The sequence below is a fragment of the Neobacillus sp. OS1-32 genome, from assembly GCF_030915425.1.
Taxonomy (GTDB): domain Bacteria; phylum Bacillota; class Bacilli; order Bacillales; family Cytobacillaceae; genus Neobacillus; species Neobacillus paridis.
Window position 1 is genome coordinate 4137609 of sequence record NZ_CP133263.1, and the last position, 24376, is coordinate 4161984.

23 protein-coding genes and 1 pseudogene are annotated in these 24376 nt (G+C 41.6%); 19 read left to right on the forward strand and 5 right to left on the reverse strand.

Annotation, left to right across the window (positions count from 1 at the left end; genetic code table 11):
• Nucleotides 1–29 precede the first annotated feature (29 nt).
• On the reverse strand, nt 30–482 hold the full coding sequence (gene argR, locus RCG24_RS20210) for an arginine repressor (RefSeq protein ID WP_202656138.1): 453 nt from the start codon (nt 480–482) through the stop codon (nt 30–32).
• A gap of 353 nt (nt 483–835) precedes the next feature.
• On the opposite strand from argR, the gene RCG24_RS20215 reads away from it, so the two are divergent.
• The 6 genes from RCG24_RS20215 to RCG24_RS20240 all read left to right on the forward strand — a co-directional run bounded on the left by RCG24_RS20215 (nt 836) and on the right by RCG24_RS20240 (nt 6795).
• Nucleotides 836–1864, forward strand: coding sequence for a polysaccharide deacetylase family protein (locus RCG24_RS20215; RefSeq protein ID WP_202656137.1), 1029 nt, complete (start codon nt 836–838; stop codon nt 1862–1864).
• 104 nt (nt 1865–1968) lie between these two features.
• Nucleotides 1969–2964, forward strand: a complete 996-nt coding sequence (locus RCG24_RS20220) for an AI-2E family transporter (RefSeq protein ID WP_202656322.1) — start codon at nt 1969–1971, stop codon at nt 2962–2964.
• A gap of 118 nt (nt 2965–3082) precedes the next feature.
• Nucleotides 3083–4084, forward strand: a complete 1002-nt coding sequence (locus RCG24_RS20225) for a DUF3231 family protein (RefSeq protein ID WP_308077876.1) — start codon at nt 3083–3085, stop codon at nt 4082–4084.
• A 114-nt stretch (nt 4085–4198) separates the two neighbouring features.
• Complete coding sequence (gene nadE, locus RCG24_RS20230; protein ID WP_308077877.1) at nt 4199–5020, forward strand: NAD(+) synthase; 822 nt, start codon at nt 4199–4201, stop codon at nt 5018–5020.
• 176 nt (nt 5021–5196) lie between these two features.
• Nucleotides 5197–6081: a membrane-associated sensor domain-containing protein gene (locus RCG24_RS20235; protein WP_202656134.1), complete on the forward strand. Its 885-nt coding sequence runs from the start codon at nt 5197–5199 to the stop codon at nt 6079–6081.
• A 180-nt stretch (nt 6082–6261) separates the two neighbouring features.
• Entirely contained in the window at nt 6262–6795 is a 534-nt protein-coding gene (locus RCG24_RS20240) for a dihydrofolate reductase family protein (protein ID WP_202656133.1), read from the forward strand.
• A gap of 282 nt (nt 6796–7077) precedes the next feature.
• On the opposite strand, the gene RCG24_RS20245 is transcribed toward RCG24_RS20240, so the two are convergent.
• Entirely contained in the window at nt 7078–7710 is a 633-nt protein-coding gene (locus tag RCG24_RS20245) for a hypothetical protein (protein ID WP_308077878.1), read from the reverse strand.
• 172 nt (nt 7711–7882) lie between these two features.
• Between RCG24_RS20245 and RCG24_RS20250 the strand changes: the two genes are divergently transcribed.
• The 3 genes from RCG24_RS20250 (at nt 7883) to RCG24_RS20260 (ending at nt 10695) form a co-directional block, all read left to right on the forward strand.
• Nucleotides 7883–8221: a hypothetical protein gene (locus RCG24_RS20250; RefSeq protein WP_308077879.1), complete on the forward strand. Its 339-nt coding sequence runs from the start codon at nt 7883–7885 to the stop codon at nt 8219–8221.
• Nucleotides 8222–8612: 391 nt separating this feature from the next.
• Nucleotides 8613–9155: an NfeD family protein gene (locus RCG24_RS20255; protein WP_202656130.1), complete on the forward strand. Its 543-nt coding sequence runs from the start codon at nt 8613–8615 to the stop codon at nt 9153–9155.
• A 19-nt stretch (nt 9156–9174) separates the two neighbouring features.
• A complete protein-coding gene (locus RCG24_RS20260; protein WP_202656129.1) occupies nt 9175–10695 on the forward strand; it encodes a flotillin lipid rafts scaffold protein FloT in 1521 nt (506 codons plus the stop codon).
• A gap of 49 nt (nt 10696–10744) precedes the next feature.
• Here the strand turns inward: RCG24_RS20260 and RCG24_RS20265 are convergent, their stop codons facing one another.
• Nucleotides 10745–11503 carry a (S)-benzoin forming benzil reductase gene (locus RCG24_RS20265; protein WP_202656128.1) on the reverse strand — a complete coding sequence of 253 codons (759 nt, stop codon included), beginning with the start codon at nt 11501–11503 and terminating at the stop codon, nt 10745–10747.
• Between the two features lie 296 nt (nt 11504–11799).
• The gene (locus tag RCG24_RS20270) at nt 11800–12582 is read right to left on the reverse strand and encodes an undecaprenyl-diphosphate phosphatase (RefSeq protein ID WP_202656127.1); all 783 of its coding nucleotides are present in this window, start codon (nt 12580–12582) and stop codon (nt 11800–11802) included.
• A gap of 152 nt (nt 12583–12734) precedes the next feature.
• Between RCG24_RS20270 and RCG24_RS20275 the strand changes: the two genes are divergently transcribed.
• The 3 genes and pseudogenes from RCG24_RS20275 (at nt 12735) to RCG24_RS20285 (ending at nt 16519) form a co-directional block, all read left to right on the forward strand.
• Nucleotides 12735–13499: a DUF4931 domain-containing protein gene (locus RCG24_RS20275; protein WP_308077880.1), complete on the forward strand. Its 765-nt coding sequence runs from the start codon at nt 12735–12737 to the stop codon at nt 13497–13499.
• 182 nt (nt 13500–13681) lie between these two features.
• Nucleotides 13682–14851, forward strand: a complete 1170-nt coding sequence (locus RCG24_RS20280) for an FtsW/RodA/SpoVE family cell cycle protein (protein ID WP_202656125.1) — start codon at nt 13682–13684, stop codon at nt 14849–14851.
• 203 nt (nt 14852–15054) lie between these two features.
• A pseudogene (locus RCG24_RS20285) lies at nt 15055–16519 on the forward strand (alanine/glycine:cation symporter family protein).
• A gap of 65 nt (nt 16520–16584) precedes the next feature.
• Here RCG24_RS20285 and RCG24_RS20290 read toward each other — a convergent pair.
• Nucleotides 16585–16716, reverse strand: coding sequence for a YuzL family protein (locus tag RCG24_RS20290; RefSeq protein ID WP_308077881.1), 132 nt, complete (start codon nt 16714–16716; stop codon nt 16585–16587).
• Between the two features lie 212 nt (nt 16717–16928).
• Between RCG24_RS20290 and RCG24_RS20295 the strand changes: the two genes are divergently transcribed.
• The 7 genes from RCG24_RS20295 (at nt 16929) to RCG24_RS20325 (ending at nt 24324) form a co-directional block, all read left to right on the forward strand.
• Entirely contained in the window at nt 16929–19313 is a 2385-nt protein-coding gene (locus RCG24_RS20295; RefSeq protein WP_308079227.1) for a 3-hydroxyacyl-CoA dehydrogenase/enoyl-CoA hydratase family protein, read from the forward strand.
• An 81-nt stretch (nt 19314–19394) separates the two neighbouring features.
• Nucleotides 19395–20570 carry an acetyl-CoA C-acetyltransferase gene (locus tag RCG24_RS20300; RefSeq protein ID WP_202656123.1) on the forward strand — a complete coding sequence of 392 codons (1176 nt, stop codon included), beginning with the start codon at nt 19395–19397 and terminating at the stop codon, nt 20568–20570.
• Nucleotides 20571–20633: 63 nt separating this feature from the next.
• Nucleotides 20634–22415 carry an acyl-CoA dehydrogenase FadE gene (locus RCG24_RS20305; protein WP_308077882.1) on the forward strand — a complete coding sequence of 594 codons (1782 nt, stop codon included), beginning with the start codon at nt 20634–20636 and terminating at the stop codon, nt 22413–22415.
• 197 nt (nt 22416–22612) lie between these two features.
• A complete protein-coding gene (locus RCG24_RS20310) occupies nt 22613–22972 on the forward strand; it encodes an arsenate reductase family protein (protein WP_308077883.1) in 360 nt (119 codons plus the stop codon).
• A gap of 79 nt (nt 22973–23051) precedes the next feature.
• Nucleotides 23052–23435, forward strand: coding sequence for a glycine cleavage system protein GcvH (gene gcvH, locus RCG24_RS20315; protein WP_308077884.1), 384 nt, complete (start codon nt 23052–23054; stop codon nt 23433–23435).
• 205 nt (nt 23436–23640) lie between these two features.
• Nucleotides 23641–23997: a toprim domain-containing protein gene (locus tag RCG24_RS20320; protein ID WP_202656319.1), complete on the forward strand. Its 357-nt coding sequence runs from the start codon at nt 23641–23643 to the stop codon at nt 23995–23997.
• A gap of 6 nt (nt 23998–24003) precedes the next feature.
• A complete protein-coding gene (locus RCG24_RS20325) occupies nt 24004–24324 on the forward strand; it encodes a thioredoxin family protein (RefSeq protein ID WP_308077885.1) in 321 nt (106 codons plus the stop codon).
• Nucleotides 24325–24376: the final 52 nt, after the last annotated feature.

Sequence of the window (24376 nt, forward strand, 5' to 3'; positions counted from 1 at the left end):
TTTTGTTACCCCTTTCTAGGTTAACCTAATTAATGATTTAGCAAGTCAATTTGCTGTTGAATATGAATGGCTTCCTCAGGAGAGCGGCAGATGATTAAGCAGGTATCATTACCACAAATGGTTCCAGCTTTTCCTTCCAGGTCCATTGAGTCAAACAACGCCCCAAAGGAATGGGCATGTCCAGGCAGCGTTTTAATGACCACAAAGTAGTTGATCGCTTCCATGTTCACAAGGGCGTCGCGCAGCTTGTGCTTTAATTTTTCTGATATGATATATTCTTGGTCCACTTTAAAGCTGTACTTAAAGCCACCGTCTTTAGTTGGTACTTTGATCAGCTGCAAGGCATGAATATCCCGGGAAATGGTTGCTTGGGTTACCTTCAGTCCCTTTTCCAAAAGCAGTTTTTGTAGCTCGTCCTGCGTGCTTACTTCGTATTTAGAGATCAATTGAGTAATAAGCTGTAATCGCATCTCTCGATTCATAAAGCGAACTCGCTTTCATTTTAGTATATATATATGATAATCCAATTTGTTTAAAATTTACATGGATAAATGGTGAACATTTTCACTATGGCGAGATTAACAATTGCGAGGATTCACCATTTTTCTTCAATTTCAAAAATTAAATCATGTACTATTTCTTTTTAAAGGTTACCATTTTCCTTCCATTTTAGTAAAATAAAATAGGAGAATGATAGAGAGAAATCTATCACCTGAGTTTTTTTACCTTTTTAATAGAATTGTAATTTTTTTAATACATTTGAAACATTTTAAAGGCAATATCGTCTATAATGGTGATAAAGGGGAAAATAAAAACAGCAGCAGAGAGGGATCTTATGAATGAGAAATTTAGGCGCATTTGGTCAATCTGGTCTTTAAGCCTAATCATTGTGATTGGAGTTGTGTTTGCCGGAATTTCGATTACAAACTATTTTCAGGCAAATGCGGCGAGCAAGCCTATGAATCAACCAAAAACGGAAATTGCCGAGCACCCTGTCATGAAGAAGGCCAAACCAGATGTGTCAAAACAAAAAATAAGGGATGAAAGACAAGATAAGGAATGGATTCCAAAGCAGCAAGATCAGGCGCTTGCGAGGGAAAATGTAAAAGAGATTAGAAAAGTGCCATCAAAAACGACTCAAGATACAGCCGCGGCACCGTCTGCCACTAAGGATAAAGCTACTCCTCCACCTGTAAAGAAAGAATCCAAAACAATCGTGTCCGAACACAAAGTAAACAAATCAGGAAGAGACGAACCCAAGAATAAAGTGGTTTATTTAACATTTGATGATGGACCGTCGCCTTTTTCCGGTGATATCATTGAACTGTTAGATAAGCATCATTTTAAAGCGACATTTTTTATGATTGACGGAAATATTCGCCGGTTTCCTGAAGCAGCTAAATTAATGGTGAAGTCAGGTGAAGCTGTCGGGCTTCATAGTGTCTCTCATGACGTCAAACGGTTTTATGCCTCAGTACATTCCGTGTTAGGTGAATTAGAACAAAATCGCAACACTTTAAAAGAAATCTCAGGTGTTGATTCCTATTTAATAAGAACCCCGTATGGCAGTGTACCGCGGATGACACCAGAATATCGGAAGGCTGTTATTGAAAAGGGTTATTCGATGTGGGATTGGAACATCGATAGTAAAGATTGGTATTTCAAAGACGGCCGCTATGTAACCAGCGTGATCGAGCAGCTGAGGAGAATCGAACATCATCAGGAACCGATTGTGATTCTCTTGCATGAACGGAAGGAAACCCTGGCAAACTTACCAAAACTACTTGACTTTTTAACAAAGAATGGCTATAAAAGTCATGCGATTAATAGCTCCATGACGCCTTTTCAATTTAAACAAAAGTAGCTACAATAAGGTGTCATAAAGGACAAAACAGCGGTATATTTGCTATAATATACAGGAGTTAAAATACTTTCTATTCTGAAAATAATGAGGACCGATAATTGTCTATGATCAATAAATTAATGCAGAGCAGTTCACTTAAACGGATTTTAATTTTTGCCATTATTGCCCTTGTTTTATATGCCATGAGGTCGATGATCAATTTAATTTTACTCACCTTTATTTTTACTTTTCTAATGGATCGGCTAGTTCAATTCATCCAAAAGAAAATTCCCCTTAATCGAAAATTGCTGGTGGTGATTTGTTATTCCAGTATTGTCGGCCTGCTTTCATACGGGTTAATTATGTATTTGCCGATGATTGCTGGTGAAATTAGGGCATTAATCATCCAATTGACTGATTTTTATACAGCCAAGCATGACAATATCGTCTTGAATTATATCGTGACTCGAATAGAGGAAATCAATATTTCAAGCTATTTGGAGCAAGGGGTTACTTACTTATTAAAGTCCTTTAGCGGCATTAGTAAAGTTGGCTTGCAAATTCTGTTAGCTCTGTTGCTTAGTTTATTTTGCCTGCTTGAAAAGCCAAGATTAATTGAATTTACCAAGAAATTTAAAACGAGCAAAATTTCATCGATTTATGTCGAAATTGAATATTTTGCTCGAAAATTCGTTAGAACCTTTGGGAAAGTCATTGAAGCGCAATTGATTATTGCCGTTGTGAACTGTATTCTTACGACGATTTCATTGTGGCTGCTTGATTTTCCTCAGCTTGGCGGTTTATCCATTATGGTCTTTGTTTTAGGCTTGATTCCCGTTGCCGGGGTCATCATTTCATTAATTCCGCTTGTGATTATTGCCTATAGTATTGGCGGAATCATGAAGGTGCTCTATGTCGGCCTGGCCATTGCCGTCATCCATGGGATTGAGGCCTATATATTAAATCCAAATTTAATGAGTTCGAAAACAAATCTCCCGGTTTTTTATACATTTATCGTCTTGATTTTTGGCGAACACTTTTTTGGAGTATGGGGTTTAATCATTGGGATTCCCGTGTTTGTTTTCTTTTTAGATATCCTCGAAGTAACAGAAAGCGAATAGATGACAGAATGAAAAATGGGATCGTCGTGATTTTTACGCTGATCCCATTTTTTATTTGAATAATTTACCCCCTATTTTGGGAATCTAGTCTTATAGATGTTTTAGGGGAGGATTATGAATGGTCGAGCGCAGTATTAGATTGTCGAGTGCGGAAATCTCCGGTTTATGGGAAGTCTATCTTCAAGAGAATCTGTCCGTTTGCCTGCTGACCTACTTTTTACATCATAATAAGGATGAAGAAGTTGCCAAGCTGCTCCAAGATGCGCTTGCTTCATCCTCTGAATTTATCAAAAAAATGACCGATATATTTCAATCAGAAGGGATCCCGCTCCCTGATGGCTTTTCCGAAAAAGATCTTGATTTGACCGCCCCACCATTATTTTATGACATGTTCGCTGTTAGTTTAGTCTATTGCATCAGCCGCTTCTCCATGATTAACACGGGTTTTATTACCTCGAATGTTGCGCGTAAAGATGTACTGGATTTTTTTGTGACGATGCTGCAGCAAATGGCTGATTTATACAAAAAATCGACAAAACTGATGCTGGCAAAAGGAATATATGACAGGCCACCTATGGTGCCTTATCCTGAAAAGGTAGAATATGTGGATAAATTCTCTTATATTAGCGGTTTTGGTAAAAAGCGGCCCTTAAATGTAACGGAAATCACGGAAATCTTTTTTAATACGGAACGGAATTATTTTTCAGTATTACTTTGTACGGGGTTGCTTCAGGTTGTGAAGGACAAAGAAATCCATCAATATATTGCTGATGGGAAAAGAATCTCTGAAAAGCAAATCAATACCTTTAACGATATCCTTATGAGGGAGGAACTATTGGGGAATGTCTCTACGTCTATGGAAGTAACGACGGCAACGGTCAATCCGTTCTCCGACCGGCTTATTGTGACTCTTTTCAATTTATTGAATGGGATTGATATTACCTTAATTGGTCATGCATTGTCCTTATCTCTGAGAACCGACCTTACGGCTTATTATCAAAAATACAGTCTGGAGGTCTTAGCCTATACAGCAAGAGGTTTTAAGCTAATGGTTGAACGCGGTTGGGCACAAAAGCCGCCACATGCACCGGAACGAAGAAAACTGCAAAAATTACAATAAACTTCTCAGGCATCCCTCAGGATAAAAATTAGGGGGGCCTGAGAAGTTTTTGGGTCAGTCGTTTTTCATCAACTATGGTACATTAATAGATAAGGAAAAACAGGAGGGGTCAAAATGAGTTTACAAGCACAAATAATGAGGGATTTACATGTCTCTTCCACGATTCAACCGAAGGAAGAAATTCGCAAGCGAATTGATTTTCTGAAAAATTATTTATGGAAGACAAAGGCAAAAGGATATGTTTTAGGGATCAGCGGCGGTCAGGATTCCACTTTGGCAGGACGGCTGGTACAGCTGGCAGTGGAAGAGCTGCGCCAGGCAGGGACGGATGCTGTTTTTATTGCTGTGAGACTGCCGTATGGACGGCAGCAGGATGAAGAGGACGCCAAACGGGCATTGGCCTTTATCAAGGCTGACCAAGAAGTAGTATTTAATATTAAAACAGCCGTAGATGAGCTGCAAAAGGAATATAATCTAATTTCAACCAGCCAGCCTTTGAGTGATTATCAAAAGGGAAATGTAAAAGCAAGAATGAGAATGATCGCCCAGTATGCCGTTGCTGGGATGGCTGGCCTGCTTGTCGTCGGCACCGATCATGCAGCCGAAGCGGTTACCGGGTTTTATACAAAATATGGCGATGGCGGGGCAGACATTACCCCGTTAACGGGATTAACGAAGCGTCAAGGGAGGGCTTTGTTAAAAGAACTCGGGGCTGAAGAACCGCTCTATCTGAAAGTCCCAACGGCGGACCTGTTGGATGAAAAGCCGGGACAGGCGGATGAAACAGAATTAGGAATTTCCTATGATGAACTGGATGATTATCTGGAAGGAAAGCAGGTCCCGGCGGAAGTAGCTGCTAAAATTGAAAAGCGCTATCTTATAACTGAGCACAAGCGTCGCATGCCTGCCACCATGTTTGATGAATGGTGGAAATAATGGAAGAAGAGAGATTGCCGCATGAGGCAGTCTCTTTTTTACTGGTTCGCGACGAATAAAGAAAAGCTTGAACTTTTCTTTATAAAAGGTTCATAAAATTGCAACAACCTCACCCGTCATGGACTGTTAAAGCGTTCTATAATAAGAATTAAAAATATAGAAACGGAGGTGAATACATGAAGACTCACCTAACCGAAGGGAAATTTATCATTTACTCCGTCGCAGCCATTGTTCTTTTGATGATGGTCCATCTGTTCCAATCACCGATAAGCGTTCTCTATAACCCTGAAAATTACGTGGGAATCCATATCCTTTTAGAATGTATCAGTATATGCATCTCGGCTGCCGTTTTCATTTACGGACTTAAAAGTTATCAGCAGACAAGATCGAGCCAAATGCTGCTCTTAGCGATCACCTTCTTCCTCGTAGGATCAATTGACTTGCTCCATACCTTATCCTTCAAAGGCATGCCCTACTTCATTTCAGAAAGTTCCGTTGCAAAAGCGACCTGGTTTTGGGTGATCGCAAGGGTGATTCAAGCTGTTCTGATGCTGCTTGTGCTAATTATTCCTGAGCGCAGACTCAAAAGGGATTATCGCCTTGGCGCTCTGGTATTAGGGATCTTAATCGTTTGTTCCATCGGATTGATTGTATTCTATTTTGAGAAACAACTGCCGTTGCTGATGGTTGAAGGAAAAGGCACAACCATGTTAAAAAATGCAATGGAGTATGGGATTACTTTCATTGAATTTATTTGTTTGCTGATAACCTTATATCAATATCATGTAGAAAAAGGTGAAGAAAAATTATCCGTTGCTTTAGCGTTTGTCTTTTTACTGTTAATGGAATTAGTTTTTACCATTTATAAAAGCGTGTATGATATTGATCATTTTATCGGTCATATTTTTAAAACACTGGGCTTCTATTATATCCTAAAAGGCTACTACTTTTTGAACGTTCATGAGGCGGCGGAGCGGGAACTGCCTGAGCAAAAAAATCAACAACAAGGCCTGAACCAAATCCAGGATAAACCAGTTAGAAAAAACAGTGAAGCAAGTTAATCGAGCCGATTGCTTGCTTTTTTTTAGGCTCTGTTAAAGAATATTGTTAATATTTGAAACCTCTCCAGTATTTGAAATGACTGACACATATGACAGTTTGCGACTATCAAAATTCAATGTATAGTTCTGATTCAACCAACGAAATACTTGAACATTCATTCTAAATTAGAGGGGGATTTTATGGGTAAAAAACGAAAATTAGTATTATTTATTTCAACAAGTTTAGATGGGTATATCGCTACAAAAGATGAATCTCTTGATTGGCTATTCAAAGTTGAAGGTGAAGGAGATAACGGTTATTCTGAATTTTATGAAACGGTAGATACGATTTTATTTGGTAAAAGGACCTACGATTGGGTAATGAAACAAGGTATAAAAGAACTCCCATATAAAAACAAAGAATGTTATGTATTTACAAGGTCTTCTCTTGATGATAAGGAAGATGTAAAATTTATTAATGAAGATGCGGTTCATTTCACCAATAAACTTAAAAATCAAGAAGGAAGAAACATTTGGGTTGTTGGTGGAGGAGAATTGTTACATTCTTTTATAAAAAATAAATTGGTTGATGAATTCATCATTAAAGTTGCCCCAATTTTACTAGGAACAGGAATTCCTCTGTTTAGAGAAGGAGATTATCCATTAAACCTCTCATTGAAAGGTGTAAGGAACTTCAATCAATTCGTTGAACTACACTATGAAGTTAAAAAATAAAGACACACAAGAACAAAGGAAACCCTAAAAAATGGGGTTTCCCTTACTTAATCGCAATTATCAACATTAAAATTTAACAGGTCCTTGTTTTAAAGGTTTCTGATAAATTGCGTAGCCTTACGGAATAGTATGAAAAAGGGAATAGTTTACATCTTCCGATAAAAGTTTTGTTTGGTGGGCTCCCGTTATAGTTGATATATTTATTATAACAATCTGTGTCTATATTTACTCTAGCATCAGTGTTACTCAGTAATCGCTCGCGTTTGTTTACTATAACAGAAGTTATTTCTTTGCTTTATCTGTCCATACAACTTTGTATAAAAAAGCAAGCTCAGTGTCTTTAATACCTTCGGGGAGTTCTCCATTTTCTCCCCCAACAGAACTCAGTCCGTTTTTTGTAGTTCCTGCCCACGCTGCTAAATAAATAGGTTTATTTTTCTTTAAAGTAACTTTTTCTCCTATTAGCTTACTGAAAGAAAAAGATGTCATGTTATTTGAATACGTTGTTGAAGCAAGTCCAGATGGTATCCCAGATATCAGTTTTAAAGAATGGGCTTTATTTCCGGTGTCACTTATTCCAAAGGAAACGAAGCTGTCTTTATATTTTGTTCCAAGCTCATCCCAAGTCTTTAGCAACTCTTCTTTAAACTTCCCATCTTCATATACCTCTACTGAAAATTGCAAATCTGCATCTTCATTCAGGATGCCATTCAGCTTGAAAAATTCAATATGTCCTACACCAGTCTTGCTAATAAGCAGGTTTTCTTTTTCATTCATATTAAATGAATCAATGGTTATTTTCATATTTGATGGAGATTTTTCTTTTGCTACAGATTTTACTTTTTCTACACCTGCGCACCCTGTTAACAACAAACTGAAAATGATAATTAAGCAGCAGCCTTTAATATGTCGCATTTTTTACTCCCCTGATTAATGCAATGTTTCATTAAATTATTTCAAAATTCACCCATTTTCGCAATAAGGAAATAATAATTCTGCTCCCTATTTATCCATAAGATTCCCATTTAAAAATTAAATTACTGTAAAAAATATTGAATTTTAGGAAATAATAGGTTGATATGATACTTTGTTTATTAGTAAACAAAAAGAAGAGCTAAGTATTCTTCCTATAGCAAAAAGTGGTAAAAACATCTTTGTATCAATTGGAAATATTAGTAAGGAAAAAGAAACCTACAATGTTATTGCTTTAAGTAATTGGAAACAAGTACCTTTTATAAATAATGAATTAGTAGGCAATGTATCTGTTGATCCTGGAGAAAGAAAAATTTTTAAGTTTAAGCTTCCATTTGTAAAAGAAAATTCAAATTTTCAAGTTATTGCTTTCCCAACTCCCTATAAAATCAGTAAAGATAACTTTGATAGTACGTTAGTCTATGGGTCGATTCGAACGATGATAAAACCTTAATCCCTTTAGAAATTTAAGTTTATCCATTATTTCAATTAACAAACAGCCCTTCGCCTGACAACTCAATAGCTCGAGGCTTATTCTTATTACTGCATTTTGTTAGCTAATAGGAAATTCAACTACGCTTCACGAACCATCCTTAAGGACTCGCCAGTCGGCGAGTTTCCATAAAATAAAAAAATTGGAAATCAGGAAAAAGTACCCCCGGGCTGGCATAAATCAGATATACTGGAATTAGGAAAATTGAAACCTTTCCTTCTTTAATCCGTATATTTATCATACATAACTTTTTTAAAACAGAAGGGATGGATGCGATGGATTATTAAGGTTTGAAGCCCATTCTGCACTTTCCGTTGTATTTCTTGCCTATCATGATAAAGGGATGATGCGTATGGAACTATTTGGCGTGCCGATCGTAACAGTTTACTTGTATGGTCTGATTATTTCGGGCATTTTAACGTTTATTTATGTTTTATTTGCCGATGTGCTGCATGTTGACACCGGTGATGGGGGGTTACACTTTTTAAATCCTGTCCTTGTATTTGCCTTTATGACCATTCTTTCCGCCAGCGGCTACTTATTTGAACGCTTATCTTCACTGCATTCTCTACTCATTTTAGCGATTTCAGCCGTCATTGCTTTTATTCTGGTAACCTTGTTAAATGTTTTTGTTTTAGTACCGATGTCATCGGCTGAGGAATCTCTTGCCTATCAAGAATCGGATTTACGGGGGCGGATTGGAACCGTGATCACGCCGATCCCTGCTGATGGTTTTGGTGAGGTGTTAATTGAGAGCGCGAGCGGCAGAATTGCCAAACCGGCATCAAGCTTTGATGGCGGAGAGATTGCTAATGGAACAAGGGTGCTGGTGGTCCAGGTAAAGGATGGTGTCTTGCAAGTAACCGTCCATCAAGAAAATGAAAGTTTTATATAGAGGAAGAGGAGGCTAAAATATGGAATTTAGTTTTGTATGGATTGTCATTGGGATCGTTGCCCTTATTCTTATTGCCCTGATTGGTGTATTTATTACAAAGTACAGAACGGCTGGTCCGGACGAAGCCTTGATTGTAACCGGGAGTTACCTGGGAAACAAAAATGTCCATGTCGATGAAGCCGGGAATAAAATTAAAATTATTCGCGGTGGCGGGAGCTTTATTTTACCGGTTTTTCAACAGGCACAGCCGTTAAGTTTATTATCTAGTAAACTGGAAGTCACTACCCCGGAAGTTTATACTGAACAGGGTGTACCGGTTATGGCCGATGGTGTGGCGATTATCAAAATCGGCGGTTCGATTGGCGAAATTGCCACAGCCGCCGAGCAGTTTCTTGGGAAACCGAAGGAAGATCGAGAAAATGAAGCAAGAGAAGTTTTAGAAGGTCATTTGCGTTCCATTCTTGGTTCGATGACCGTTGAAGAAATATATAAAAACCGCGATAAGTTTTCTCAAGAGGTTCAACGCGTGGCCTCACAGGATCTCGCAAAAATGGGTCTGGTGATTGTTTCGTTTACGATTAAAGATGTCCGTGATAAAAACGGCTACTTGGACGCTCTCGGTAAACCGCGGATTGCCCAGGTTAAACGTGACGCCGATATTGCTACAGCTGAAGCCGAAAAGGAAACGCGAATTAAAAAGGCTGAAGCTGCCAAGGAAGCGAAGCGCTCCGAATTAGAACGGGCAACCGAAATTGCCGAAGCGGAAAAAGTCAATCAGCTGAAGATTGCCGAGTTCCGCCGTGAACAGGACATTGCCAAGGCACGTGCCGATATGGCCTATGACCTCGAAAGTGCAAAGGCCAAACAGGATGTTACCGAGCAGGAAATGCAAGTTAAGATTATTGAAAGACAAAAACAAATCGAGCTCGAAGAAAAAGAAATTCTTCGCCGTGAGCGCCAATATGATTCGGAAGTGAAGAAAAAAGCCGATGCCGACCGCTATGCTGTTGAGCAGTCTGCAGCCGCAGAAAAAGCGAAACAAATGGCCGAGGCGGAAGCGAATAAATACCGGATTGAAGCAATGGCGAAGGCCGAGGCGGAACGGGTTCGCATCGACGGTTTAGCCAAAGCGGAAGCACAAAAGGCACAAGGTCTTTCCGAAGCAGAAGTTATTCGGATGAAAGGTCTGGCGGAAGCCGAAGCAAAGGAAAAAATCGCCGAGGCCTTCGAACAGTTCGGTCAAGCAGCGATCCTCGACATGGTCATCAAAATGCTGCCTGAATACGCGAAGCAAGTGGCTGCGCCGCTTTCCAATATTGATAAAATTACCGTTGTCGATACTGGCGGCGGTTCCGGTGAAAATGGCGGGGCTAACAAAATTACTAGCTATGCCACTAACCTGATGACAAGCCTCCAGGAATCATTAAAGGCTTCAAGCGGTATTGATGTCAAAGAGTTGATCGAAAACTATGCAGGTAAATCCAATGTGAAAAATAGTATTGCCGAATTAACCGATACGATTAAGAAGAAAGATGAATAATGAAAAGAAAACTCGCCGATTCGATATTGGCGAGTTTTTTTACTCAGTATTAGTTTAGCAAATCATTTACATTGTATATTTTTCCGCTTTCTACATTCCCGCTGAGTGTCAAATCAATCAGGGCATTGGCTACCATATCCGGCTTTAACAGCATTCCTTTTTCCTGATATTCTTGAAATTTCTTCAGGTCCTTAAATGCTTTTTCGGAGGATGACCTAATGGTTGCTTGCATGTCTGTATCCATGATCCCCGGGCTGAAGGCAATAATACTATGCTTCGTTTGTAACGCTGCCTGTTCGCTGGCAACCGTTTGGGTAAACATATTTAAGCCCGCCTTGGCACTGCAATAGACACTCCAGCCTTGAATCGGACGAACTGCGGCACCAGATGTAATATTTATAATGTGAACGGCTGTGTCGCTAAACTGAGCTTTATGTAAAAATAGATTGGTAATCATGATGGGTGCCGTTAAATTCACTGTAATATTACGGTCAATCGGCGTTTTATCCAAATGACCGACCGTTGCAATCGGTTCGATGACGCCAGCATTATTAAAGACAAAGATATCTGACGGCTCTTTTTGAAAAACGCGATGAGTAATTTCCATAAAAACTTCCTGTACTTCACTTTCCAATGAGAGATTACAGGAAAAATGTTGATAGCTGGTTCCTTTTTCTTGTGCCATCATTTTCAGTTTCTCGTTTTCTGTCCGCGAAACGGTAACAACAGCGAACTGTTTTGCGATTAGACTTTTTGCGATGGCTTCACCCAATCCTTTGGAAGCACCGGTAATCACTGCATATTTCATGATAACTCCCCCCAACCAGCAGCTGTTTATAAATAAATTGTATGTCCCAAGTTTTTAAAAAGCAATCTTAAAGTTCACCTATACGTCGCGGCTTGTGTAATAGTGAGCAAATAAAATGGGGATATGGTATTTTTAAATTAAAATGAGCGAACAGGAAAATAAAGAAGAAGCGGCTTGAACATGTTTTCGAGCCGCTTTTCTAAGATTATTTTTCCTAGTGTGAATGGTTTGACGGGTAAATTCAGAAAACAGACGGGTAAATCCCAAAAGGGAAGGGGACCCAACATAACATGTACTTAAAACTTCCCGGTAAACTGGAAAAACAAGACGAGCAACCCTAATGCCCAGACATAGATGGCGAACGGCTTTAAGGAATGCTTTTTCAAAAAGCCAATCATCCATTTGACGGCAATATAGCCGAAGAAAGCCGATGAGATTATCCCGACAAGCAGGGCGGATAACGAGATTTCCTCCCCGCCGCCGCCAAGCAGATCCGTTGTTTGTAACACAATGGCCCCGACAATGGCCGGCGTCGATAACAGAAACGAAAAGTAGGCGGCAGTTTCCCGGTCCAATTTGCGCCAGAGGGCGGCGACAATCGTCATTCCGGAGCGGGAAATGGCCGGCAAAATGGCAACGGCCTGAAACGAACCGATAATCAAAGCATCCTTATAGCTGATATCCTCCATCCGCTTATAGCCATTTTTCGCCGAATCCGCAAGCCAAAGAAAAAGACCTGTCAGCAGGAATTCCCAGCCAATCGTCACCCCGGTTTTCGATATATCCTCAATATAATCTTTCATCGCCAGACCCAAGACCACTGCCGGAATCGTACCAACGATTAGTAAAAATGTTAATTTACTAAATGGCTTTCGGAGAATTTTGATAAATTCGTCCTTGTAAAAAACAAACACGGCCATGAGTGTTCCCACATGGAGCATCGTATCAAGCAGCAATCCCGCTTCCTGTAAGCCGAATAAATTTCTTCCCAAATAAAGATGCCCGGTGCTGGAAATCGGTAAAAATTCTGTCACTCCTTGAATGATTCCTAGAATCAGTGCTTCCAGTTTTGTTAACATAACGTCCCTCTCATTCTTATGAAGTATATGCCTGTACCATATTGATATGCAAAATTCTCTCGGGCTATGAAATTATCAAAACAAAATGTGTGCAATGGGAGTCAATCCTCCCATAAAATAGGATTATAGACTTGCGAAAGGGGATAAGCGTTTTGGAAACGAAACATCTTTACTTTAATACGTCGATTGGTGTACAGAAACCTGAAAGTATCCGTAACAAAGAGCAAGCCTGCCCGTTTTGCGCCAGAGATGAACTGACCAATATTATTGCTGTTGATGGACCGATCATTCTTTTGAAAAATAAATACCCCGTTTTGGAAAATGCTTATCAAACCGTGTTAATCGAAACGGATGATTGTCACGGCGACCTTTCGAGTTATTCCAAGGAACATTTGCACCGATTAATCCAGTTTGGGATCAAGCATTGGCTGGAAATGGAGCAAACCGGAAAGTATCGCTCCGTCCTGTTTTTCAAAAACCACGGGCCGCTGTCGGGAGGTTCGATCGCCCACCCTCATATGCAAATTGTCGGTCTCCATCATTTAGACTACAGCGTCACAGCTGTCCCCGAAATGTTTGCCGGAATTGTGATGGCTGAAGAAAAAGACGGTCCGCGCTTCACATTATCGACAAGGCCGCGAGTTGGCTTTTATGAATTTAATATCGAAATGGATGATAGTTGCTATCAGGAAAGATTTTCGGAGTATTTGCAAGTCGCCGTTCATTATATCTTGAATCATTTTCCATTCAAGACTTCTAGCTATAATGTCTTTTTCTATCATTTAAATGGCAAGATTTACGCTAAGGTGATGCCGCGTTTTGTGACAACGCCGCTGTATATCGGCTATGGGCTGCCGCAGGTGCCCAGCAATCTCGAATGGATGGCAGAGGAATTAAAGCGGATCTATTTTAGTTAATAGGAGAGTGTAAAGTTTCCCCAGATTTTACACTTTCCTATGTCGGCTAATTCAACCTTCCATTTACAGTGCGCAAACCACTTTGTAAAATAAATCCAAATGTTAGTTGGAAGTTGAGATTTGCTGCTTTTAAAAATATAATGGAGGAATGTACGAGTTTTATATCAAGGTGGAGACACATCATGACATCCAATAAAAACACAACTTCTAAACTGGATTACAGTCTTGTTTTAATATTAATGCTTTTGTTCCTGGCCAGCTGTGCGGCAATTTATAGTGCCCAACAAAGCGGACAATATGATCGGAACTTTTTAGTGATGCAAATTGCCTGGTATGTGGTAGGGTGCGTAATTGTTGCAGTGGTAATGCATTTTGATTCAGACCAATTGCGCAAGCTGACATGGTATGTTTATGGGGCTGGAATTGTCGTGCTCATTTTGCTGATTTTGGCACCGGAAAGTATCGCTCCCAGAATCAATGGCTCGAAAAACTGGTTTCAACTACCCGGGATCGGGACAATTCAGCCATCTGAGTTTATGAAAATATTTCTGATTCTAGCATTAGCCCGCGTGATTGATGATCACCAGCAAAAAAATGTCATGAAGACGCTGCAAACTGATTTCTGGCTGTTAACGAAAATGGGGCTTGTCACCATGCTACCGCTTGTGCTCATCGTTAAAGAGGACTTGGGAACAGGACTTGTCTTTCTCGCCATACTAGCCGGAATGATTTTTATCTCCGGGATTACCTGGAAGATCATTGGTCCGGGTATTTTGGCCGGAGTGCTGATGGTGGGGACGGTCTTTTATTTTGTTTTGTGGAACCCGGATATTCTGGAAAAGTATCTGGGGGTAAAGCAATATCAATTTGGTCGGATTTATTCCTGGCTTGATCCTTATAATTATCAAAGTTCAGCCGGTTATCAGCTGATTAAATCGATGCTGGCAATTGGCTCCGGGCAGACAAGCGGCAAAGGCATCGGCAACCGCGATGTCTATCTGCCGGAAAGTCAAACGGATTTTATTTTTAGCGTCGTCGGTGAGGAATATGGCTTTATTGGCGCCAGTGTTTTAATCAGTTTATTCTTCCTGTTAATTTACCACATTACGAAGGTTGGCATGGAAACGAAGAATCATTTCTACACGTATATTTGTGTCGGGGTGATCAGCATGATTACCTTTCACGTCTTTCAAAATATCGGTATGACCATTGGCGTTTTACCAATTACCGGGATTCCACTTCCATTCATTAGTTATGGGGGCAGTTCGTTAATGGGAAATTTTATGGCGATCGGCTTGATTTTTTCGATCCGTTATCATTATAAAAAATATATGTTCTCGACAACCTCATAAGAAGAGTAAAAGAGCAGGAGCTATTTCGCCTCCTGCTTTTTATTACCCCTTATAACTTCTAGATAAGTCAGAAAAAATAAAAGATAAGAAATATTCTATTGAAATATTATTATTGAAATTTTATAATATTTTAGTGGAACCCTGTTGTATAACACCTTGGGGTTAGAATCTATTTTACAGCATTTAAAGGGGGAATTTTTTTGATAGACAAACTGGTAACCAATGTTTCCGGCTATTTATGGAGTGCACCACTGGTCATTTTCATCGTTTTTGTGGGGGTGTACTTTAGTTTCCGCACAAGATTCTTGCAGATCCGGCACATTAAAGAAATGGTAAAGTTAATCAGCGTCCGGGAAGGGCTCCAATGAGGGGGTTTCGTCGTTCCAGGCATTGGCTATGTCTTTATCCGGCCGGATTGGGGTAGGGAACATTGCCGGCACGGCAACAGGTATTTACTTTGGGGGACCGGGTTCCGTCTTCTGGATGTGGGTCATCACCTTTATTGGTGCCGCATCCGCCTTTGTTGAGTCGACTCTGGCGCAAATTTATAAAGAAAAGCAAGATGGAGAGTATCGCGGCGGACCAGCATTCTATATTGAAAAAGGACTTGGCTGGAAATGGTTTGCGGTTGTGTTTGCCGTTGCAACCCTGCTCGCAATGGCTGTTTTAATGCCTGGTATTCAGACAAACTCCATCGCAGAAGGCATTAAAAATGCCTTTGGGATTAGCCCTACTATTACTGGAGCCGTAGTTGTTTTGCTGATCGCGGCAACGATCTTTGGCGGGGTAAAGCGGATTGCCAGAGTGGCAGAATTTATCGTTCCGTTTATGGCACTCGGATATCTGCTTATCGCTATTTCCATTGTGGTGGTTAACTTTGACAAAATTCCAGAAGTTTTCGGTCTTATTTTTAAAAGTGCTTTCGGGGCAGAAGAAATGTTCGGGGGAATTCTCGGTTCAACGATTATGTGGGGAGTAAAACGGGGTCTGTATGCAAACGAAGCTGGTCAAGGTACTGGTGCTCACCCTGCCGCTGCCGCAGAAGTATCACATCCTGCTAAGCAAGGACTGGTCCAGGCATTTTCCATTTATCTTGATGTGTTCTTAGTTGTTACATCAACTGCGATGATGATTTTATTTACCAATTCTTACAATGTCGTAAATGGTTCAGGAAAATTATTAGCTGAGCACCTTAAAGGAGTGGAAAGCGGCCCTGGCTACACGCAAGCGGCAGTTGATACTTTACTCCCGGGATTTGGTCCAGCATTTGTAGCGGTCGCTCTATTTTTCTTCGCCTTCACGACGATCTATGCGTATTACTACATTGCCGAAACAAACCTTGCCTTTCTGGTAAGAGGCAAAAACAGAAAACCAGCCATGTTTATTTTAAAATTGGTCCTTTTAGGTGCGGTTTATTATGGCGCAGTTAAAACAGCCACGACCGCATGGGCAATGGGGGATATCGGATTAGGAATCATGGTTTGGCTGAACTTGTTAGCCCTTTTCTTCTTAGGCAAACCGGCGATTCTCGCCTTAAAAGATTATGAAGCGCAGCTGAAGCAAGGCAAAGATCCGGAATTCAATTCAACGGAATTAGGTATTAAGAACGCTGAATTCTGGGCTGATGGGTACTACAAGTCCGAACAAAAGGAAAGAAAAAGTTCGTAAGTACAAAAATGAGCTTACAGGTAAGCGTGTTCCGGCACCATATTAGGTTCCGGCCCACGCTTACTTCATTTTTTATATTGATTGTTTTGGCTGTTTTGTTTATCGACCCCGCTGGCTTCTCGGCCGGGGCCAGCATTGCCCTTCACGCTTGCTGCACTTACGCCGGCTTTGGAAGGATTTTTCTTCATTCTCGCCATGATGATCACCTCATCCGATAGATTGCCCTAAGGTAACAAAAATATGGCGATAAGTCAGTTTTCAAAAAAAATTCAATTTTCCACGTTTACTGATTGCACAATTTTTCAAAATATTTTATTATTAGTAATAACAAGGCTCATTCACAGGCATATTTTTTTTAACAGAAAAATGAATGAGCATTCATTCAAAGCTTATGAAGGGGGAGACAATGTTGAGTCGATTGATTAAAAAAGCGGCCGTACTAGGATCAGGGGTCATGGGATCTGGGATTGCTGCCCACCTGGCAAATATCGGTATTCCAACATTATTACTCGATATCGTGCCACGTGAATTAACGAAGGAAGAACAAGCAAAAGGACTTACATTAGAAGATAAACAGGTGCGTAACCGCATCAGTGCCACAGCGATTCAAAAACTGTTAAAGCAGAAACCGGCACCATTAACAACGAAAAAAAATCTTGCCCTTATTGAGGCCGGTAACCTTGAAGACGACTTAGTCAAACTGAAGGATATCGACTGGGTTATTGAAGTGGTAGTGGAAAACCTAAATGTAAAAAAACAAGTATTTGAAAAAGTAGATCAGTACCGTAAGCCAGGGAGCATTATCAGCTCCAACACTTCTGGAATTTCAGTAGAAGCCATGGTGGAGGGGCGTTCCGACGATTTCAAAAAGCATTTCTTAGGGACACACTTTTTTAACCCGCCGCGCTATCTGAAATTATTAGAGGTCATTCCGACGCAATATACGGACCCGGATGTTCTTTCTTTCATGAAAACTTTTGGTGAGGATGTTCTCGGGAAAGGTGTTGTCGTGGCCAAGGATACACCGAACTTTATTGCCAACCGGATTGGGACTTATGGTTTGTTAGTGACCGTCCAAGAAATGCTTCAATCAGGGTTAAGCGTCGGGGAAGTCGATTCCATTACCGGTCCGCTGATCGGCCGGGCAAAAAGTGCCACCTTCCGCACCCTTGACGTCGTTGGGTTGGACACATTTTACCATGTTGCCGGCAACGTCTATGAGAAAGTCGAAGGAGAAGAAAAGAAGGTCTTTGAAGTACCGGCATTTTTGAAAAAAATGGTTGAGAATGGCTGGCTTGGCAGCAAATCAGGTCAAGGCTTCTTCCTGAAAAAGGGCAAGGAAATCCTCGAACTGGATCCCAATACACTTGAATACGGTCCGCGTAAAAAGCTTTCAACACCGGCTGTTGAGCTTGCCAAACAAGAAAGAGGAACGGCCAACAAACTGAAAGCGCTTGTCTATGCTAACGACCGTGCCGGGCAATTCCTCTGGAATACGTTTGCCAAGTCGTTTGTCTACTCTGCAAAGCTTCTAGGTGAAATTGCCGATGATATTGTCGCGATTGACCGGGCCATGAAATGGGGCTTTGGCTGGGAAATGGGCCCATTTGAAACATGGGATGCCATCGGTGTGGAAAAATCGGTCCAAAAAATGCAGGAATCGGGTATTGAAGTTCCTGCATGGGTGACAGAAATGCTCGAAAAAGGCCATACCTCCTTCTATATCGAAGAAAATGGCGAACTCTTCTTCTACCATCATGGTGAATATCGATTAGTCGAGTTCAATCCAAAGGTAATTGACCTTAAAAAAATCAAGAAACAAAAGGGTGTCATTAAAAAGAATAGCGGTGCCAGTTTGATTGATCTTGGTGACGGTGTCGCTTTGCTTGAGTTCCATTCACCGAACAATGCAATCGGGATGGATATCGTACAAATGCTGAACTACGCGATTGATGAAGTCGAGAAAAATTATAAAGGTCTTGTTATCGGCAACCAAGGTAAAAACTTCTGTGTCGGTGCCAATTTGGCGATGATGCTGATGGAAGTTCAAGACGACAATATTTATGAACTCGATCTGATTGTCCGCCAGCTTCATAAAGCATTATTAAAAGTGAAATACAGCTCGAAACCGGTTGTTGCCGCACCATTTGCGATGACGCTAGGCGGCGGCGCTGAAGTTTGCCTGCCTGCTGCCCATATTCAGGCTGCTTCGGAAACGTACATGGGACTTGTTGAAGTTGGTGTCGGTTTGCTGCCTGGCGGCGGTGGCAACAAAGAGCTTTACATGAAACACTTGGAAAACCTGCCAAGCGGTGTGCCATATGATCTGCAGCAAGTTGCCATTAAAGTGTTTGAAACGATTGCGATGGCGAAGGTTTCCACTTCGGCTGAAGAGGCCCGTGAAAATGGCTTCCTAAGCAAATCCGACGGGATCAGCGTGAACCCTGATCACCAGCTGTATGATGCGAAACAGGCAGTGCTTGCTCTATATGAACAGGGTTATAAGCCGAAAGTGCGCAGAAAGGTACCGGTCACAGGAGAAACCGGCTATGCCACATTATTGCTTGGTGCCGAAGCGATGCGCCTATCCGGCTATATCTCCGAGCATGATATGAAAATTGCCAAAAAGATTGCTTACGTTATTTCCGGCGGTAAACTGCCGTTTGGGACAGAAGTCGATGAAGAGTACTTATTGGATCTTGAAAGAGAAGCATTCTTAAGCCTGATTCAGGAACCAAAATCGCAGCAGCGCATGCAGCATATGCTTGTAAAAGGGAAGCCGTTAAGAAACTAGAATGAACTGGGGCAGAAACGGTCAGCCCCTTTAAAAAATAGACTCGTATTTTTACAAATTGCAAGAAAGAGAGGGAATGGCATGAGAGAAGCGGTAATCGTTGCCGGAGCTCGGACCCCGGTAGGTAAGGCAAAAAAAGGAACGCTTGCCACTGTACGTCCTGATGATTTAGGAGCATTGGTTGTAAAAGAAACAATAAGGCGGGCCGGAAATTATGAAGGAAATATTGATGATTTAGTGATAGGCTGTGCGATGCCGGAAGCGGAGCAGGGGAATAATGTCGCCCGTAATATTGGGGCGTTGGCAGGACTGCCGCATACAGTGCCGGCGATCACCGTGAATCGTTTTTGTTCATCAGGTCTGCAGTCGATTGCTTATGCAGCGCAGTCGATCATGCTTGGACATGCCGATACGGCGATCGCTGGCGGTGTGGAATCGATGAGTATGATTCCAATGATGGGGCATGTGGTGCGCCCGAATATTAAACTGGCAGAAACCGCACCGCAATACTATATGGGAATGGGCCATACAGCTGAAGAGGTGGCGAAAAAATACGGTATCACCCGAGCAGAACAGGATGCCTTTGCGGTAAGAAGCCATCAGCGTGCCTTTAAGGCGATTCAAGAAGGTAAGTTTGTCGATGAGATTGTCCCGGTTGACGTCACCATCCGCACAGTTGATCAAAACAATAAACTGGTCGAAAAAACCATTCAATTTTCCCAGGATGAAGGTGTCCGCCCGGATACGAATCTTGAAACGCTGGCTAAACTTCGTCCCGCATTCTCGGTGTCAGGCACCGTAACCGCCGGAAATGCTTCACAAACAAGTGACGGAGCGGCCGCCGTGATGGTGATGGATCGTGAAAAGGCCGAATCCCTTGGGCTTAAGCCATTGGCCAAATTCAGATCGTTTGCCGTTGGCGGAGTACCGCCAGAAATTATGGGAGTCGGCCCGGTTGTCGCTGTCCCCAAGGCATTGAAGCTGGCCGGCCTGGAAGTTTCCGATATTGACCTATTTGAATTAAACGAAGCGTTCGCGTCTCAATCGATCCAAGTCATCCGCGAGCTTGGTCTCGATGAAGACAAAGTGAACGTCAACGGCGGGGCGATTGCCCTTGGCCATCCGCTTGGCTGTACCGGTGCAAAGCTTACCTTAACATTAATTAACGAATTAAGACGCAGACAGCAGCAATTTGGTGTCGTAACGATGTGTATTGGCGGCGGAATGGGTGCCGCCGGAGTGTTTGAGTTACTTTAATGCATTGTTGGGGCCAGGGAACCCCTGGTCCCGTTTGAAAAATAACAATAGGAGGAAACAATCATGACTGAAACAAAAAAAATAGTTAAAGGCGGAAGCTTTTTAATTGAAGATTTATCATATGAAGATATTTTAACGCCGGAAGATTTCACCGAAGAGCATTTAATGATTGCCAAGACGGCCGAGGATTTTGTCGAAAAAGAAGTGCAGCCAGTGCTTGAGCGCCTCGAACAGCATGAATTCGATATTACCGTCAATCTGTTAAAACAAGCTGGTGAATTGGGACTGTTGGCGGTTGACGTGCCTGAGGAATATGAAGGCCTTGGCTTAGATAAAATCACCTCTTCGCTGGTAACAGAGAAAATGTCCGGCGGTGGCGGATTTGCCCTTTCTCATGGCGCCCATGTTGGGATCGGCTCATTGCCAATCGTTCTATTCGGGAACGAGGACCAAAAGAAACGCTATTTACCGGCACTTGCTTCCGGTGAAAAACTGGCGGCCTATGCTTTAACAGAGCCTGGATCCGGATCGGATGCCCTTGGCGCCAGAACAACGGCGAAATTAAATGCAGAAGGCACTCACTATATCTTAAACGGCGAAAAACAATGGATCACTAATGCTGGCTTCGCCGATGTGTTTGTTGTTTATGCCAAAATCGACGGTGAGAAGTTTACAGCTTTTATCGTTGAACGCGACTTTCCAGGTGTTTCTACTGGTGCCGAAGAAAAGAAAATGGGAATCAAGAGCTCATCCACCCGTACGCTTATTCTAGAAGATGTACCGGTTCCGGTTGAAAACCTTCTGGGTGAAATTGGCAGAGGTCATGTCATTGCCTTTAACATCCTTAATATTGGACGTTATAAATTGGCAGTAGGGTCTGTCGGTGGTTCGAAAAAAGCATTAGAGATGACGATTCAATATGCAAACGGCCGTCAGCAATTCAAAACACCGATTTCGCAGTTCAATTTAACCAAAGAAAAGTTCGGAACATTGGCATCTGAAATCTATGCCGCAGAAAGCTCCGTCTACCGTACCGTTGGCTTGTATGAAGATAACCAAGGCCGACTTTCCACTGAGGAAGCAAAAGACATTAAAAAAGTGGCCAACTCAATTGCCGAGTACGCGATTGAATGTTCATTAAATAAATTCTTTGCCAGTGAAGTATTGGCCCATGTTGTTGACGAAGGCGTGCAAATTCATGGCGGCTACGGATTTATGCAGGAATACCCGATTGAAAGAGCCTACCGCGACGCCCGCATTCAGCGTATTTTTGAAGGAACGAACGAAATTAACCGTTTATTAGTGCCGGGAACACTGGTGAAAAAAGCACTAAAAGGCGATCTTCCATTATTCCAAAAAGCCTTGGCGTTGCAGGAAGAAATCATGATGTTAATGCCGGAAGAACCAGGTGATGAGCCGCTTGCTCAAGAAAAATATCTTGTCAAAAATGCCAAGAAAATTGCGTTGTTAGCAGCTGGCCTAGCCGCACAAAAATATGGTAAAGCCCTAGAAATCGAGCAAGAGGTACTGGCAAATATCGCTGATATCATTTCTGACGTTTACGCCATGGAATCCGTTGTCTTACGGACCGAAAAAGCAATGGCCAAAGACGGCGCAGATAAGAGCAAGCAGAAGCTTCTGTATACGCAAATCTTCTGCCAGGAAGCTTTCAATCATATTGAAGCCGTTGCCAAAGAAACGCTTGTTGCTGTTGAGCAGGGCGATACACTGCGGATGATGTTATCTACCCTACGTAAATTAACCCGCCACACCCCAATTAACGTGATTGCGAAAAAACGCGAAGCGGCTGATGTCCTTATTGCTGCAGAACGCTTTGTCGTTTAATGAAAGAAAACAGGGCTTCCTCCCATACTATGAGGAGGCCCTTTTGATTTTTATTTTTGGCTAAGAAGGATTTCGGAGAATCATGTCGAAATTGTTTGAATGAGATGGGGTTTGTCTGTTAGGATTTTCTAATAGAATATGATACTATTCAGATGGAGGCCTGTGGGCTTATTTTTCGTAAAAGGCGGTGAGGTTGAGTGTCTCTGACTTTTTACTGGTATCCTAAATGCGGTACATGTCGAAATGCTAAGAAATGGCTAGATGCCCATCATTTTTCCTATGAAGCTATACATATTGTGGATAATCCACCGTCACGTGAACAATTGGAGAAGTTCTATCGAAGCAGCGGTTTGGAATTGAAAAAATTTTTTAATACCAGCGGACAAAAGTATCGAGAATTAGGAATCAAGGACAAAATGAAGTCAGCCGGTGAAGCTGAACTTTTGGACTTGCTGGCATCTGACGGCATGCTGTTAAAACGACCAATATTAACCGATGGGCAAACGGTTACAGTTGGCTTTAAAGAGGATGAGTATGAGAAAATATGGCTGAAATAATTCAGCTGGCTTTTTATGTTCCGGGAATCGATCATATTCGATGATAGATTTTAGAAAAACAATGGAGGGATTTTTTGCTATGACTACACCAAAAGATTTGCGTTATACCGAGGAACATGAATGGGTGAAGGTGGAAGGGGACAAAGTGCGTGTCGGGATCACTCACTTCGCACAATCAGAACTGGGGGATATTGTTTTTGTAGAACTTCCGGAGGTCGGCGCTGAATTAACCGCCAACGAGCCATTCGGCAGTGTAGAATCTGTTAAAACGGTATCGGAACTTTACTCCCCTATCAGCGGTAAAGTGGTTGAGGTAAACGAAGAGTTAAATGACAGCCCTGAATTTGTCAATGAGTCACCATATGAAAAAGCTTGGATGATTGTAGTTGAATTATCAAACAGCAGCGAGCTTGATGAACTGATGACGGCTGAACAATATGAAGAATTAATAAAAGAAGACTAGTTTTTCGGAGAAAGGGCACCTGATGGGGTGCTTTTTCTTTGGGTGATATTTCCACGTTACCTGCATGAGGAATGGGAAAACTAGGTTGAAGGCAAAAAACTATTTTAAAATTGACAATCATGATATTGTTAACATACATAGTTGAAGCATACTTCATGGTATTAGAATATGTTAACAGTAAACCACTTCTGCCAGGTGATGGATGATGAATGATTCGTATGTTGACAAAGTTCTTATTGTCGAAGGAAAATCGGATAAAGATAGGGTAAAGCGGATTGTCAAGGAACCCGTTGAAATTATTTGTACTAACGGGACGATTAGTCATACAAAATTGGAAGAATGGATTGAATTCCTCGATGACAAGGATGTCTATATCCTTGTGGATGCGGACGAGGCCGGTGAACGGCTCCGCAAGCTATTTAAGCGTGAATTTCCTAATGCAGAGCATTTATATATAGACCGGATGTACCGCGAAGTCGCAACAGCCCCGGTGCATCATTTGGCGACTGTTTTATTGGGCGCTAATATTGATGTTTATACAGAGTTTTTAGAAATGGGATAATGGCTTATGAATGAATGGAACCGTGATGATTTATCATTATTTTTAAATCAGCGAGGAACGGGGGTAGTGTATTTTTACACACCATTGTGCGGCACTTGCCAGCTCGCCGGAAAAATGCTGGGGGTGGTGGAACACCTCGTCGAAATAGAAATGGGAAAAATGAATCTTAATTATTATTCGGATCTTGCTGAGAAATGGGTGATCGAGAGTGTCCCCTGCTTGCTGCTAATTCGGAACGGGGAAATCGTTGATACCATTTACGCCTTCCACTCGGTCCCATTTCTTTTGGAAAAAATAAATAAAGAGTTAATACAAGCAGATGCTTAAGAAGTGTCTGCTTTTTGTATGTGGTCATTTCGGTTTTAATCAATAATCCGGA

Bases quoted from the DNA above. Each gene is read 5' to 3' on its own strand.
- gcvH (WP_308077884.1), top strand. From the start codon at position 23,052: ATGACTACACCAAAAGATTTGCGTTATACCGAGGAACATGAATGGGTG.
- RCG24_RS20220 (WP_202656322.1), top strand. From the start codon at position 1,969: ATGATCAATAAATTAATGCAGAGCAGTTCACTTAAACGGATTTTAATT.
- RCG24_RS20280 (WP_202656125.1), top strand. From the start codon at position 13,682: ATGACATCCAATAAAAACACAACTTCTAAACTGGATTACAGTCTTGTT.
- RCG24_RS20305 (WP_308077882.1), top strand. From the start codon at position 20,634: ATGACTGAAACAAAAAAAATAGTTAAAGGCGGAAGCTTTTTAATTGAA.
- RCG24_RS20245 (WP_308077878.1), bottom strand. From the start codon at position 7,710: ATGCGACATATTAAAGGCTGCTGCTTAATTATCATTTTCAGTTTGTTG.
- RCG24_RS20225 (WP_308077876.1), top strand. From the start codon at position 3,083: ATGGTCGAGCGCAGTATTAGATTGTCGAGTGCGGAAATCTCCGGTTTA.
- RCG24_RS20270 (WP_202656127.1), bottom strand. From the start codon at position 12,582: ATGTTAACAAAACTGGAAGCACTGATTCTAGGAATCATTCAAGGAGTG.
- RCG24_RS20255 (WP_202656130.1), top strand. From the start codon at position 8,613: ATGGAACTATTTGGCGTGCCGATCGTAACAGTTTACTTGTATGGTCTG.
- RCG24_RS20260 (WP_202656129.1), top strand. From the start codon at position 9,175: ATGGAATTTAGTTTTGTATGGATTGTCATTGGGATCGTTGCCCTTATT.
- argR (WP_202656138.1), bottom strand. From the start codon at position 482: ATGAATCGAGAGATGCGATTACAGCTTATTACTCAATTGATCTCTAAA.
- RCG24_RS20290 (WP_308077881.1), bottom strand. From the start codon at position 16,716: ATGGCGAGAATGAAGAAAAATCCTTCCAAAGCCGGCGTAAGTGCAGCA.
- RCG24_RS20215 (WP_202656137.1), top strand. From the start codon at position 836: ATGAATGAGAAATTTAGGCGCATTTGGTCAATCTGGTCTTTAAGCCTA.
- RCG24_RS20265 (WP_202656128.1), bottom strand. From the start codon at position 11,503: ATGAAATATGCAGTGATTACCGGTGCTTCCAAAGGATTGGGTGAAGCC.
- RCG24_RS20325 (WP_308077885.1), top strand. From the start codon at position 24,004: ATGAATGAATGGAACCGTGATGATTTATCATTATTTTTAAATCAGCGA.
- nadE (WP_308077877.1), top strand. From the start codon at position 4,199: ATGAGTTTACAAGCACAAATAATGAGGGATTTACATGTCTCTTCCACG.
- RCG24_RS20320 (WP_202656319.1), top strand. From the start codon at position 23,641: ATGAATGATTCGTATGTTGACAAAGTTCTTATTGTCGAAGGAAAATCG.
- RCG24_RS20300 (WP_202656123.1), top strand. From the start codon at position 19,395: ATGAGAGAAGCGGTAATCGTTGCCGGAGCTCGGACCCCGGTAGGTAAG.
- RCG24_RS20235 (WP_202656134.1), top strand. From the start codon at position 5,197: ATGAAGACTCACCTAACCGAAGGGAAATTTATCATTTACTCCGTCGCA.
- RCG24_RS20240 (WP_202656133.1), top strand. From the start codon at position 6,262: ATGGGTAAAAAACGAAAATTAGTATTATTTATTTCAACAAGTTTAGAT.